At 69.3% G+C, this 12,494-nt stretch carries 11 protein-coding genes; 1 reads left to right on the top strand and 10 read right to left on the bottom strand.

Features of this window, described 5'->3' with window-relative positions; genetic code table 11:
- Positions 1 to 64: 64 nt before the first annotated feature.
- Positions 65 to 2,392, bottom strand: a complete 2,328-nt coding sequence (locus ACQZ13_RS03580; RefSeq protein ID WP_431049871.1) for an NADP-dependent malic enzyme — start codon at positions 2,390 to 2,392, stop codon at positions 65 to 67.
- A gap of 335 nt (positions 2,393 to 2,727) precedes the next feature.
- Here ACQZ13_RS03580 and pstS point away from each other — a divergent pair, with 335 nt between their 5' ends.
- On the top strand, positions 2,728 to 3,828 hold the full coding sequence (gene pstS, locus ACQZ13_RS03575) for a phosphate ABC transporter substrate-binding protein PstS (RefSeq protein WP_431049870.1): 1,101 nt from the start codon (positions 2,728 to 2,730) through the stop codon (positions 3,826 to 3,828).
- Between the two features lie 129 nt (positions 3,829 to 3,957).
- On the opposite strand, the gene ACQZ13_RS03570 is transcribed toward pstS, so the two are convergent.
- The 9 genes from ACQZ13_RS03570 to def form a co-directional block, all read right to left on the bottom strand.
- Positions 3,958 to 5,526, bottom strand: a complete 1,569-nt coding sequence (locus ACQZ13_RS03570; protein ID WP_431049869.1) for a M48 family metallopeptidase — start codon at positions 5,524 to 5,526, stop codon at positions 3,958 to 3,960.
- Positions 5,527 to 5,709: 183 nt separating this feature from the next.
- The gene (locus ACQZ13_RS03565) at positions 5,710 to 6,903 is read right to left on the bottom strand and encodes a phosphoglycerate kinase (RefSeq protein ID WP_431049868.1); all 1,194 of its coding nucleotides are present in this window, start codon (positions 6,901 to 6,903) and stop codon (positions 5,710 to 5,712) included.
- Between the two features lie 177 nt (positions 6,904 to 7,080).
- Positions 7,081 to 7,410 carry an AzlD domain-containing protein gene (locus tag ACQZ13_RS03560; RefSeq protein ID WP_088404647.1) on the bottom strand — a complete coding sequence of 110 codons (330 nt, stop codon included), beginning with the start codon at positions 7,408 to 7,410 and terminating at the stop codon, positions 7,081 to 7,083.
- On the bottom strand, positions 7,407 to 8,198 hold the full coding sequence (locus ACQZ13_RS03555) for an AzlC family ABC transporter permease (RefSeq protein WP_431049867.1): 792 nt from the start codon (positions 8,196 to 8,198) through the stop codon (positions 7,407 to 7,409). Before ACQZ13_RS03555 ends, ACQZ13_RS03560 begins: the two co-directional genes overlap by 4 nt.
- A 132-nt stretch (positions 8,199 to 8,330) precedes the next feature.
- Positions 8,331 to 9,110, bottom strand: coding sequence for a head GIN domain-containing protein (locus tag ACQZ13_RS03550; RefSeq protein ID WP_431049866.1), 780 nt, complete (start codon positions 9,108 to 9,110; stop codon positions 8,331 to 8,333).
- A 135-nt stretch (positions 9,111 to 9,245) separates the two neighbouring features.
- Entirely contained in the window at positions 9,246 to 9,662 is a 417-nt protein-coding gene (locus tag ACQZ13_RS03545) for a hypothetical protein (protein WP_431049865.1), read from the bottom strand.
- A 136-nt stretch (positions 9,663 to 9,798) separates the two neighbouring features.
- Positions 9,799 to 10,644 (bottom strand): zinc metalloprotease HtpX, encoded by an 846-nt coding sequence (gene htpX, locus ACQZ13_RS03540; RefSeq protein WP_431049864.1) that lies wholly within the window; start codon positions 10,642 to 10,644, stop codon positions 9,799 to 9,801.
- 141 nt (positions 10,645 to 10,785) lie between these two features.
- Positions 10,786 to 11,742, bottom strand: a complete 957-nt coding sequence (gene fmt / locus ACQZ13_RS03535; RefSeq protein WP_431053114.1) for a methionyl-tRNA formyltransferase — start codon at positions 11,740 to 11,742, stop codon at positions 10,786 to 10,788.
- A gap of 59 nt (positions 11,743 to 11,801) precedes the next feature.
- Complete coding sequence (gene def, locus ACQZ13_RS03530; RefSeq protein WP_088404641.1) at positions 11,802 to 12,314, bottom strand: peptide deformylase; 513 nt, start codon at positions 12,312 to 12,314, stop codon at positions 11,802 to 11,804.
- Between the last annotated feature and the right edge of the window lie 180 nt (positions 12,315 to 12,494).

Here is a 12,494-nt window from a genome sequence, read left to right as displayed (position 1 = left end):
GAGCGGTCGGCACCGCTCCGGTCGGTTTCGACAAGTTACGGCTGAGTTTCCAACGAAAGGAAGCTCAGGACTTCCCGGCTGCCGCGGCCTTCACATCCGCGACGGCGAGCGCCGTCATGTTGACGATGCGGCGCACCGTCGCCGACGGCGTCAGGATGTGCACCGGGCGCTTGGCGCCCAGCAGGATCGGACCCACCGTCACGCCCTGACCGCCCACGACCTTCAGCACGTTGAACAGGATGTTCGCAGCGTCCAGCGTCGGCAGCACCAGCAGGTTGGCCGAACCGGACAAGGTCGACTCCGGCAGGAAGTTGTTGCGGACGTCTTCCGACAACGCCGCATCGCCATGCATTTCACCGTCGCATTCGATGGTCGGGTAAGCCGCGGCGAACAGGTCGCGGGCACGGCGCATCTTGACCGCCGACGCGCGCTTGCTGCTGCCGAACATCGAGTGCGACAGGAAGGCCACCTTGGGCGGCAGGCCGAAGCGCTGCAGCTCTTCGGCCGCCTGCCAGGCGATGTCGGCGAGCTGCTCGGCCGTCGGATCCTCGTTGACGAAGGTGTCGGCGATGAAGAGCGTGCGCTGCTCCAGCATCAGCGCGTTCATCGTCGCGAAGTTGGAGACCTCCGGCTTCAGGCCGATCAGGTTCTGGATGTGCTCCAGGTGCGAGTCGAAACGGCCGACCGTGCCGCAGATCATCGCGTCGGCGTCGCCGAGCTGGATTGCGAGCGCGCCGATCGTCGTGTTGGAGCGGCGCACCGCGGACTTGGACATCTCCGGCGTGAAGCCGTTGCGGCCCATGACCTGGTGATACGCCTCCCAGTACTGGCGGAAGCGGTGGTCGTTCTCGGGATCGATGACTTCGGCGTCCTCGCCCAGTTTGATGCGCAGGCCGGCGCGCTTCAGGCGCATGGCGATGACTTCCGGGCGGCCGATCAGCGTCGGCTTGGCCAGGCCTTCGTCCAGCGCGACCTGCACGGCGCGCAGCACGCGCTCATCCTCGCCCTCGGCGTAGATGACGCGGGCGGGGTGGGCCTTCGCCTCGGCGAAGACCGGGCGCATGAACATGCCGGTCTGGTAGACGAAGCGCGACAGCTGCTCGCGGTAGGCGGCCATGTCCTGGATCGGACGCGTGGCGACGCCGGACTCCTCGGCGGCCTTGGCCACGGCCGGCGCGATGCGCAGGATCAGGCGGCTGTCGAAGGGCTTGGGAATGATGTAGTCGGGACCGAAGGCCAGGTCTTGCCCCGCGTAGGCGGCGGCGACTTCCGGCGGCGTCTCGGCCTTGGCCAGTTCGGCGATCTCGCGCACGCAGGCCAGCTTCATCGCCTCGGTGATCTTGGTCGCGCCGCAGTCCAGCGCGCCGCGGAAGATGTAGGGGAAGCACAGGACGTTGTTGACCTGGTTCGGATAGTCCGAACGCCCCGTCGCCACGATGCAGTCGGGGCGCGCTTCCTTCGCGAGCTCGGGACGGATCTCCGGCTCCGGATTGGCCAGCGCCAGGATGATGGGCTGGCGCGCCATCGTCTTGACCATCTCGGCGGTCAGCACGCCGGCGGCCGAGCAGCCCAGGAAGACGTCCGCGTCCTTGACGACGTCGGCCAGCGTGCGCGCCGAGGTGATCTGGCAGTAGCGGCGCTTGGACTCGTCGAGCTTGCCGGCGTCGGCGCGCTCGCTCTGGATCACGCCCTTGGAGTCGACGGCAAAGACGTTCTCGCGCTTCACGCCCAGGCCGACCATCACGTCCAGGCAGGCGATGGCGGCGGCGCCGGCGCCCGACACCGCGACCTTCACCGTGCCGATGTCCTTGCCCACGAGTTCCAGGCCGTTCAGCAGCGCGGCGCTGGAGATGATGGCGGTGCCGTGCTGGTCGTCGTGGAAGACGGGAATGTTCATGCGGGCGCTGAGCTGCTTCTCGATGTAGAAGCACTCGGGCGCCTTGATGTCCTCGAGGTTGACGCCGCCCAGTGTGGGCTCCATCGCCGCGATGATCTCGACGAGCTTGTCGGGATCGCGCTCGGCCAGCTCGATGTCGAAGACGTCGATGCCGGCGAATTTCTTGAACAGGCAGCCCTTGCCTTCCATGACCGGCTTGGCGGCCAGCGGACCGATGTCGCCCAGGCCCAGCACGGCGGTGCCGTTGGTGATGACGCCGACCAGGTTGCCGCGCGAGGTGAAGTCGGCGGCCAGCGACGGGTCGCGCTCGATGTCCAGGCAGGGATAGGCGACGCCCGGCGAGTAGGCCAGCGACAGGTCGCGCTGGTTGGCGAGCGGCTTGGTCGGCGTGACGGCGATCTTGCCGCGCGTCGGGAAGCGGTGGTAGTCCCGCGCCGCCTCGCGCAGTGCGGCCTCGGCCGGGCTCAGGTCGAGGTCGTCGTTCTTGTCGGTCATGCAAATCTCCGTCGCGATGAAGGGGGCCCGGCGCCCTGCGGGGCGGTCTGCGCGGCGCAACAACGCGCCTCCGTAACCGCGCGGTAATGGGGCCTGGGGGGCGCAAAGCTTAATCCTCCGGCTCCGGCGGTGCGATGAATTCAGCTTTAACTCCCATGCAAAGATGGCAATCGCCGATGCCCGCGATGGAATCCGCATCGGGATTTGCCCGCAAGTTGGAGCAAGCTCCCTATATCCGAGCGCAAGTGCCGGCACCCGGTCGTCGATCACGACGTGCGAAGACCGTGCTCCTTAGAATGCGCCCCGCTGTCGACTACCTCTTTCGAGCCTCCGCCGTGCCTGCTTCCCTTGCTGCTTCCCTGTCCGCTTCGCAGCGCCGTGCGCTGCTTCGCCTGACCGCCACCCTCCCCATCACCCTTGCCTTCGGCGCGCCGCGCGCCCTGTTCGCGCAGACCGCCGCGCTGGCCGGAGCCGGCGCGTCGTTCCCCTCGCTGGTGTACGGCCGGTGGGCCGCGGCCTACGAGAAGGCCAAGGGTCAGGCCGTGAGCTACAAGCCGACCGGCTCGGGCGACGGCGTCAAGCAGATCACTGCGCGCGGCGTCGCGTTCGGCGGCAGCGACTCGCCGCTGGCTTCCGACGAGCTGACCAAGCGCAAGCTCGTCCAGATCCCGATGCTGGTCGGCGGCATCGTGCCGGTGGTCAACCTGCCAGGCGTGCCGGAAGGCCATCTGCAGCTGACCGGCGACCTGCTGGCCGAGCTGATGATGGGTCGCGTCGCGAAGTGGAACGACGGCCGCATCGCCGCGCTCAATCCCGGCGTCGCGCTGCCCGCGCTGCCGGTCAAGCGCATCGTGCGGGCGGACAAGTCCGGCACGACCGAGGGCTACACGAAATACCTGAGCGCGGTGTCGCCGGCCTTCGCGAAAGACGTGGGCGCGAACGCCCAGCCGAAGTGGCCCGGAGAAGTCGAGGCGGCTGAAGGCAACGACGGCATGGCCAAGGCGCTGAAGGCGGCGCCGGGCACGATCGCGTACGTGAGCTACGACCGCGTGCAGCGCGACAAGCTCAACGGCGTGCGCCTGCGCAATGCGGCGGGCCAGTGGGTGGCTGCGGGCGAGGCGGGCTTCAAGTCCGCGATCGCCAACAGCGACCTCTCGCGCAAGGGCGACGACCTGGCGTCGCTGATGGACCGCGACGGCGCGGAGAGCTGGCCCATCACGATGACCAGCTTCATCCTGATCGACGCGACGCCCGCGACCGGCGTCGGCGCGGCGCCGGTGATGAGCTTCCTGTACTGGTGCTTCATGCACGGCGACGACCTGACGCGCGGCACCGGCTTCGCGCCGCTGCCCGTCGCGCTGCAGTCCAAGCTGGCCGCCCGCTTCGCGGCGGTGAAGCCGGCGGACGGGAAACTGCCGGCCTACCTGGGGATCTGAATCCCTCCGGTCAATCCGAAGCGGTTCGGAGAATCTGGAGCCGTCCGGTCAACTCGGTGCATTCTCACTCCCTCTCCCGCTTGCGGGAGAGGGCGGGGGTGAGGGCCAGCGGCCGAGGCAGTACGCCATTCAGCCCTTCAGTCGAGGCGTCGCATCGACGCGCGCCTGCAGTTCAGGTGGAAGTCCCTCGGTCATATAGCTGAAGCGCGGCATCCAGTCGCGTCCCGCTGGAAGCACGAGTCTCATCGTCAACGCCAAGGTCGTCGCAACCTGCTCCAGGCTGAGCTTCATCGCGATCATCCGCTCCGGATCGATGCGCAGCACGACGGCCACAGTCGACGGCTCGACCGGCACGTCGAAAAGCCAAGCCTGCACGATGGTCGAGTTGACCGACACGGCCCGGCGTAGCGCCTCGATCTGCGATGGCGCGAGATCGCAAGGCTGAACCCGTCCGTGCTCGATCGCCGCCTGGGCCTGGGCTTGCCGGCGATGGAGACGACGCCAAGCGGCTTCGTCCGACGACTCCGGCAACTCCGGCAATTCCGATAGCACGGGCTGGCTGTCCGCATCGAGCCCGACCAACGCCGCATGCGCCATCGCCCAGCTCAGGCGCTCGGCGGCGCCTGCCCACGGCCCTTGAGCCTGACAGAGTTCCGGCCACACGCCGCCCATCCATTGGGCGGCGGCACTCTCTTCCCAGGCGGGTGGCCGCAGATTGAGCGACTCACCGGCCACGCCGAGCGCCTCCATCCGCTGGCGGTGCGGCGGATGACTGCCCTGCGGCTGACGATGGCGCAGCGCTTCGGCGATTTCCTCCGGCGTCGGCGGGCGCGCGATCAGTTCCTGGACCGGCTCGTCGGTCCATTGCGCGGGCGGCTCGGCGCTGGCGCGCAGTGCATCCAGGTCCAGCGTCGTGGACGCATCGCCCTGGCGCATGACGGCGATCTCGATCAACAGCAGCGCACGCGCCAACGCCTCCGGCGACGCCCACTGCGCCGCCAGCGCATCGGCCTCGAATTCGCAGCGTCGCGAATGCGCCTCTGAAGCGCGACTGAACCACGGGAGGAAGAGCTCCGCGAAGTTCGCACCGGCGCGATCCCAGGGACTGCTGTCGTCCTCATCCTCGCGAACGCTCGCGGCCCAGGCGGTCCACGCCGCCCGCGTGCGATAGAGCCAATGCCCGAGCCGCCCATGCCGGCGCGAGAAGTGCCCCAGCTCATGTGCAATCACGGCCTCCGCCGCGGCGGTGTCCAGCAATCGCAGCAGCGGCAGGCCGAGGATCAGCACCCGCCGGGTCGGCCGCAGCGAGACGCCGCGATTTTCTTCGAGCGCCCCGGCGTTGATGCTGTTGTCGATCGCGATCGCATGAAGGCGCGGAGCCCCGATGGCATCGGTCATCTCGTCGACGCGAGCGTAGAGCCGCGGCGCCTGCTCGCGGCTCAGGTGTTGCGTCGATCCGTGCCGGCTCGGCTGCGCCAGCCAGGCCATCAGCACGAAGCCCAGGACGCCCGCGCCCCAGAAGAGCCAGTTGTCGAACACCGCGGCCGGCGCCAGCGTCACCAGCGCCGCCGGCATCAGCAGCATCAGCTGATGGAAAAACGACGCCGCCAGCGCGGCCAGCGCCAGCCAGACGGGCGCGATGCCCGTCTCCGTGCCGTGCGCCGCGGGCGCCGCGCCGTCGATGTCGATGTCGCTCATGATCTTCCTCCCTCTGCGCCCGAGTCCTGCGTGGGACCGGGTCGAAGAAAAGGGCGCTCGACGGCGCCCTCGATGTCCAGCCGCCGCGCGACTGCTGTACTGCCACCGCCGCTGGCCCTCACCCCTGCCCTCTCCCGCAAGCGGGAGAGGGGGCAAGAAGGGCAGAGGCGGTAGCGAGGGTCTTCAACCCTGCGCGCGCTTGGCCAGGATCTCGAACGCGGGCAGCGTCTTGCCTTCCAGCACTTCGAGGAAGGCGCCGCCGCCGGTGGAGATGTAGCCCACCTGGTCTTCGATGCCGTACTTGGCGATCGCCGCCAGCGTGTCGCCGCCGCCGGCGATCGAGAACGCGTCCGACGCCGCGATGGCGCGCGCGATGGTCTCGGTGCCGTTCGCGAAGGCGTCGAACTCGAACACGCCGACCGGGCCGTTCCACACGATGGTGCCGGCCGCCTTCAGCTGCTCGGCCAGCAGGGCCGCCGTCTTCGGGCCGATGTCCAGGATCAGGTCGTCGTCGGCCACGTCCGTCGCGGCCTTCACCGTGGCCGGCGCATCGGCAGCGAAGGTCTTGGCCGTCACCACGTCCACCGGGATCGGCACCGCGGCGCCGCGCGCCTTCATGGCCTCGATCACGGCCTTGGCTTCACCGACCAGGTCGGGCTCGGCCAGCGACTTGCCGATCTTCAGGCCGGCCGCCAGCAGGAAGGTGTTGGCGATGCCGCCGCCGACGATCAGGCCGTCGACGTTGGCGGACAGCGACTTCAGGATGGTCAACTTGGTCGAGACCTTGGAGCCCGCCACGATCGCCACCAGCGGGCGCTTCGGATTGGCCAGGGCCTTGGTGATCGCGTCGATCTCGGCGGCGAGCAGCGGGCCGGCGCAGGCGATCTTCGCGAACTGCGCGATGCCGTAGGTCGAGGCTTCCGCGCGGTGCGCGGTGCCGAAGGCGTCGTGCACGAAGATGTCGCACAGCGCGGCCATCTTCTTCGACAGTTCCTCGCTGTTCTTCTTCTCGCCCTTGTTGACGCGGCAGTTCTCGAGCAGCACGACCTGACCCGGCTCGACGTCGACGCCGTCGACCCAGTTCGCGACCAGCGGCACGTCGCGGCCGAGCAGCTCGCCCAGGCGCTTGGCGACCGGCGCCAGCGAATCCTCGGGCTTGAACTCGCCTTCGGTCGGGCGGCCCAGATGGGACGTGACCATCACGGCGGCACCGGCCTTCAGCGCCATCTCGATCGCGGGGATCGACGCGCGGACGCGGGTGTCCTCGGTGATCTGGCCGGCGTCGTTGAGCGGCACGTTCAGGTCGGCGCGGATGAAGACGCGCTGGTCGGCCACCTTGCCGGCGGCGATCAGATCGGCGAAACGCAAGACGTTCATGGGATGAGCTTCGAGTAGTTGGAAAGCGGTGCGCCGGGGCCACCGCGCGCGGCAGAGACGCAGCGCGCGAAGCCCGGCAAATCGGGCCGCAGCTTAACAGCCGCGTGACGACGGCCCGCGTCCGGGCGGGTTACGGAACGCCGCTGAAACCGGCGACCGCCGGCTCCACGCGTGCGCTCACCAGCCCAGGCCTATCCTCAAGGCGAGCATCACCGCGGTGCCGCTGACGATGGTCCCGAGGATGCCGCGCTTCCAGAAGAAGTAGGCCGTGCCCACGGCCGCCGCGTAGAGCCGCGCATCCTTCCAGGTGTGGATCAGCTCGCCCTGCGTCATGACGATCTCCGGCACGATCACCGCGGCGAGCGCCGCCAGCGGCGCGTAGCGCAGCCCGTCGCGGACCCACTGGGGCAGCGGGATCTCGCGGTCCGGGATCATGAAGAAACTGCGCGTGACCATCGTGATCACCGCCATGCCGAGGATGCCCAGCACCGCCTCCCACACGCTCATGCGGACCTCCCGTTGGAGGAGCCCGACGAGCCGGAAGCGCCGGAAGCGCCGGAAGCGCCGGAGGGGCTGGACGGGCTCGCCGGCGGCAGCCACTTCTCCATCAGCAGCCCGACCGCCACCGCCGCGGCGATGGCCACGAGGATGTTGAGCCGCAGCGGGAGCGCGTACGCCGCCACCGCCGCGCAGCCCGCGACCACGCCGGAGATCCAGGTGTTGCGGTCCTTGAGCAGCGAGTAGCTCAGCCCCAGCAGCGCCAGCACGCCGGCGAAGCCCAGGCCCCAGTTCGTCGGGATGCGGTCGGCGAGCAGGATCCCGGCGATGGCCGGAACCTGCCAGGCGAACCAGTTGGTCGCCACGCCGCCCCAGAAGTACGGGAGCTGATTGGCCGGGTCCGGCTTCAGGTCCGGGAAGCGCTTGAGGAAGGCGACGTAGTTGAGGTCGGCCGCGAAGTAGCCGATGACCAGCCGCTGCGCGCGCGGCAGCGGCTCGAAGTACAGGCGCCACTGGGCGCTGAAGATGACGAAGCGCAAGTTGACGCAGAAGGCCGTGGCCCACAGCACCCACAGCGGCGCGCCGCTGGCCAGCAGCGGCAGCGCGGCCAGCTGCGAGCTGCCGGCGAAGACCGCCAGGCTCATCAGCAGCGACAGGCCCACGCCCAGTCCGCTCTTGACCATGGCCACGCCGGTCACCAGCCCCCAGGCCGAGATGCCCAGCGTGATGCCGAGCATTTCCTTGGAACCGCGCTTGAATTCCGGGTGGCGCACCAGCGCCGAGAGTCCTTCCGCCATGGGCGCGATTGTCGTCTGCGCGCTGCACAAACGAATCGCCCCTCGCCCGCTGTCGCGGTGAGGGGCGTCCACACAGCGCCCGGAACGCCCCGCGGCGTTGCCTCAGGCCATCACGTCAGGTCAGGTCGGCGGTCACTTCAGCTTGCGCACCGAGCCCGAGCCGGCGTTGGACATGCTGATCTCCGGACTGCCGACGTAGCCGACGTCGCCCGAGCCGGCGATGCGCACGTCCAGCTTGCGGGTCGGCGCCACGGTGACGTCGCCGCTGCCGGAGATGCTCACCTTGGCCTCGTCGACGACCAGTTCGCGCGTCTTGACGTCGCCGCTGCCGGCCACGGTCACGGACAGCGCGTTGGCCTTGCCGTTGAACGACATGTCCCCGCTGCCGGCGACGCGCAGCGTCACGTGGTCGGCGTCCAGGCCCTGCACGCGCAGGTCGCCGCTGCCGGCGATGCTGGCGTCCAGGTTGCCGGTCTTCATCGGCTCGACGCGGATGTCGCCCGAGCCCGAGATCGACAGGCCCCTCAGCTGGCGCATGTCCAGCGTGATGGTCGGCGTGCCGCGGGCGTTCAGGCTGAAGCCGCGCTTGGGCGAGATCTCCAGCGTGCGGCCCTTGCTGCCGTCGACGATCTTCGTCTCGATGTAGCTGAACAGGTTGCGGTCGGTCTTGACCTCGACCTTGTCGGTCGAACCCTGGCGCACCAGGACCTTGAAGTCACCCGACAGCGCCACCGCGTCGAAGGCGCCGACATCGCGGGCGTCGGCGGCGACGTCGCCGTTGCCTTCGATGCGCTGCGAGCTGCCGAAGCTCAGCGACCAGGCGTGCGCGGTGCCGACGGCGCCCATGGACGCCAGGCTCAGCGCGGTGATGGCAAACAGGCGGCGGGTGGCGCGGAAGGACGTGGTGGTCATGAGCGATCTCCTGATCTTTCGGATGATCGTATCTTCGTCGCGACCAGCCCGCCCCGCGAGCGGGCGATGACGAACTGCACCATCCAGGGAATCAGCTGCACGGCGGACCGATGCGCCGGACGCCCCGGCGGCCGCTCAATGCCCGCCCTTGCCCTTGTCCGCTGCCTTGTCCGCGGGCTTCTCGCCCACCTGACCCTTGGCCGTGCGCGGCGACTCTTCCTCGTCGTCGGAGGCTGCGGCGGCGGGCCGGCTGGCCTGCGGGTTCGCCACCTGCGGACGGGTGCCTTCGAGCTTGTTCTCGCGCATGTATTCGTCCATCTCCCGCCAGCCGTCGTACACCGCGGCCTTCTGGGCCTTGGGGTTGAGGGCGTAGCAGTCCTCGATGGCGCGCAGCGCGTTGCGGCAGGCGCCGCCGATGGCCTTGCCCTCGGCCTGCTTGGCCGCGGCGACCTTGGCGGGATCCTCGATGCCGAGCTGATCGCAGCCGGCCAGCAGCGCGGCGGCGCCGAGCAGCGCCGCCAGGACGGTCAGGGGACGGAAAGAGGCGGTCATGCTGTCCTTTTCGGCCGCCGGGGACAGGCGCCTGAATCAGGCGCACCGGCGGGATCGGGCCATTGTGCCGCCGACCCCGACACCCTCGATCCAATGAAAAACACCGCCCGGAGGCGGTGTTTCGTGGCGAAGCCGTTCAGCTGCGCGCCATCGCCATCAGGCGCTCGATGCGCTCCTCGGTCGACGGGTGGGTGCTGAACAGCCCCTTGAGGCCGCCGCCCGACAGCGGGTTCATGATCATCATCTGCGCCGTTTCCGGGTGACGCTCGGCGGTCTCCAGCGGGATGCCCTGGGCATAGCGGTGGATCTTGTCCAGCGCGCTGGCCAGCGCCTGCGGGTCGCCGGAGATCTCCGCGCCGCCGCGGTCGGCCTCGAACTCACGCGCCCGGCTGATCGCCATCTGGATCAGCGAGGCCGCGATCGGCGCCAGGATCGCCACCAGGATGCCGACGATCGGGTTGGCCGGACGGCCTTCGCTGTCGCGCGGGCTGAAGAACATCGCGAAGTTCGCCAGCATCGAGATCGCGCCGGCCATCGTCGCGCTGACCGTCGAGATCAGGATGTCGCGGTGCTTCACGTGCGCCAGCTCGTGGGCCATCACGCCGCGCAGCTCGCGCTCCGACAGCACGCGCACGATGCCGGTGGTCGCGGCCACGGCGGCGTGCTCCGGATTGCGGCCGGTGGCGAACGCGTTGGGCGCGTCTTCCTGGATCAGGTAGACCTTGGGCATCGGCAGCTGGGCGCGCTCGGCCAGTTCCTTGACCATGTTGTAGAACTGCGGCGCGCTGCGCTCATCGACTTCCTGGGCGTTGTACATCTTCAGCACCAGCTTGTCGGAGAACCAGTAGCTGAAGAAATTCATGCCCACCGCGACGACCAGCGCGATCAGCATGCCCGTCTGGCCGCCCAGCAGGGAGCCGATCACCATGAACAGCGCGGTGATGGCGGCCATCAGGATGGCGGTCTTCATCAGGTTGAACATCGCAATCACTCCTCGAAAACTGCGGCCGCGGCCGCGAACAGAAACCCAGGGAACGGTACACCGTCCCGATGTCCCACGTGACGGCAAGGTGGCAAGCTTCAAGCCGGCACCGGGCCGGTTTGTCCGACGGTTCAGTCAGGGTTAAGCGAACCGGACGCCGACCTGCAGCGGCCGGGCCTGCAGGAATGCCGCCGCCGGCAGGCGCTTGCCGCCGGCGCGCTGGAGCTCGGTCAGCCGGACGCTGCCGGCGCCGCAGGCGACGACGGGCCCTTCCGGCGACACCGCCAGCACCTGCCCCGGCTCGCCGAGCGAGCCGTCGGCCTCGACGACCTCGGCGCGCCAGACCTTCACGGCTTCGCCGTCCAGCTGCGCGACGCCGCCCGGGAAGGGATCGAAGGCTCGCAGCCGGCGCGCGATCTGCGCGGCGTCGTCGGACCAGAGGATCTGGCTCTCGGCCTTCTCGATCTTGTGGGCGTAGGTGACGCCCGCCTCGGGCTGCTTCACCGGATGGAAGCCGCCGCAGGCGGCGAGCTCCAGCGCCTCCACGATCAGACGGCCGCCCAGCGTCGCCAGCTTGTCGTGCAGGCTCGCGGTCGTGTCCGCCGCGGCGATCGGCAGCCGCTCCAGCAGCAGCATGTCGCCGGTGTCCAGGCCCTCGTCCATCTGCATGATGGTGATGCCGGTCTCGACGTCGCCGGCCTCGATGGCGCGGTGGATGGGCGCGGCGCCCCGCCAGCGCGGCAGGATCGAGCCGTGGATGTTCAGGCAGCCCAGCCGCGGCAGCTCCAGCACCCACTTCGGCAGGATCAGCCCGTAGGCGGCGACGATGAGCACGTCGGGGCGTGCATCGAGCAGCGCCTGCCGGCCGGCTTCGGCCTCGTCGGGGAACTTGCCGTCCAGCCGAAGGCTGCGCGGCTGCGCGACCGCGATGCCGCGCGCCACGGCGAGCTGCTTCACCGGCGAAGCCTGCAGCTTCATGCCGCGGCCGGCGGGCCGGTCCGGCTGGCTCAGCACCAGCGGGACCTCGAAGCCGGCATCCAGCAGCGCCTGCAGCGCCACGGCGGCGAACTCGGGCGTGCCGGCGAAGGCGACGCGCAGGCCGGCGTTCGAGCCGGCGTTCAAGCCAGTAGCAGGGCCAGCAGCCAGATCGGCGGCCATCAGTGCTTCGCGTCCTCGCGGGCCTTCTTCACCAGCTTGGTCTTGATGCGCTCGCGCTTGAGCGGGCTCAGGTATTCGACGAACACCTTGCCGGCGAGGTGGTCCATCTCATGCTGCACGCAGACGGCCAGCAGGCCCTCGGCGTCGAACTGGAAGGTGTGGCCGTCGCGGTCCAGCGCCTGCACGGTGACCTTCTTGTGGCGCATGACCTTGTCGTAGATGGTCGGCACGGAGAGGCAGCCCTCCTCGCCTTCCATCATCTCCTCGCTGCGGGCGACGAGCTCCGGATTGATCAGCACCAGCGGCTGGTTGCGCTCCTCGGAGACGTCCATCACCAGCAGGCGCTCATGCACGTCCACCTGGGTCGCGGCCAGGCCGACCCCGTCGGCGTCGTACATCGTCTCCAGCATGTCGTCGGCCAGCTGGCGCAGACGGTCGTCGACCGCGGCGATGGGCTTGGCCACCGTGTGCAGACGCGGATCGGGGTATCGAAGAATGGAAAGTTTCGCCATGGTGAGGACGCGGGGCGCGGTGCGCGGCTGTGGACAGCACACAACGCCGGTTTGTAAGGGCTTGCAAGGGAGGGCGGGCCGGTTCATTGCCGGGCCCCCTGAACCGGGGCAGAATCGCCGCCAGCGAGACGGTTGATTTTCGCCGATTTGGCGGTCAGTCTGGCCCTCGTCACAAAAGCG

It is taken from the genome of Roseateles sp. L2-2, from assembly GCF_050613215.1.
Taxonomy (GTDB): domain Bacteria; phylum Pseudomonadota; class Gammaproteobacteria; order Burkholderiales; family Burkholderiaceae_C; genus Roseateles; species Roseateles noduli.
This window is presented reverse-complemented; position numbering and strand designations above follow the sequence as displayed.

Excerpts from the sequence above, each read along its gene's own strand:
- ACQZ13_RS03565 (WP_431049868.1), bottom strand. The coding sequence starts at position 6,903 with ATGAACGTCTTGCGTTTCGCCGATCTGATCGCCGCCGGCAAGGTGGCC.
- ACQZ13_RS03580 (WP_431049871.1), bottom strand. The coding sequence starts at position 2,392 with ATGACCGACAAGAACGACGACCTCGACCTGAGCCCGGCCGAGGCCGCA.
- def (WP_088404641.1), bottom strand. The coding sequence starts at position 12,314 with ATGGCGAAACTTTCCATTCTTCGATACCCCGATCCGCGTCTGCACACG.
- ACQZ13_RS03570 (WP_431049869.1), bottom strand. The coding sequence starts at position 5,526 with ATGAGCGACATCGACATCGACGGCGCGGCGCCCGCGGCGCACGGCACG.
- ACQZ13_RS03545 (WP_431049865.1), bottom strand. The coding sequence starts at position 9,662 with ATGACCGCCTCTTTCCGTCCCCTGACCGTCCTGGCGGCGCTGCTCGGC.
- ACQZ13_RS03550 (WP_431049866.1), bottom strand. The coding sequence starts at position 9,110 with ATGACCACCACGTCCTTCCGCGCCACCCGCCGCCTGTTTGCCATCACC.
- ACQZ13_RS03555 (WP_431049867.1), bottom strand. The coding sequence starts at position 8,198 with ATGGCGGAAGGACTCTCGGCGCTGGTGCGCCACCCGGAATTCAAGCGC.
- ACQZ13_RS03560 (WP_088404647.1), bottom strand. The coding sequence starts at position 7,410 with ATGAGCGTGTGGGAGGCGGTGCTGGGCATCCTCGGCATGGCGGTGATC.
- htpX (WP_431049864.1), bottom strand. The coding sequence starts at position 10,644 with ATGTTCAACCTGATGAAGACCGCCATCCTGATGGCCGCCATCACCGCG.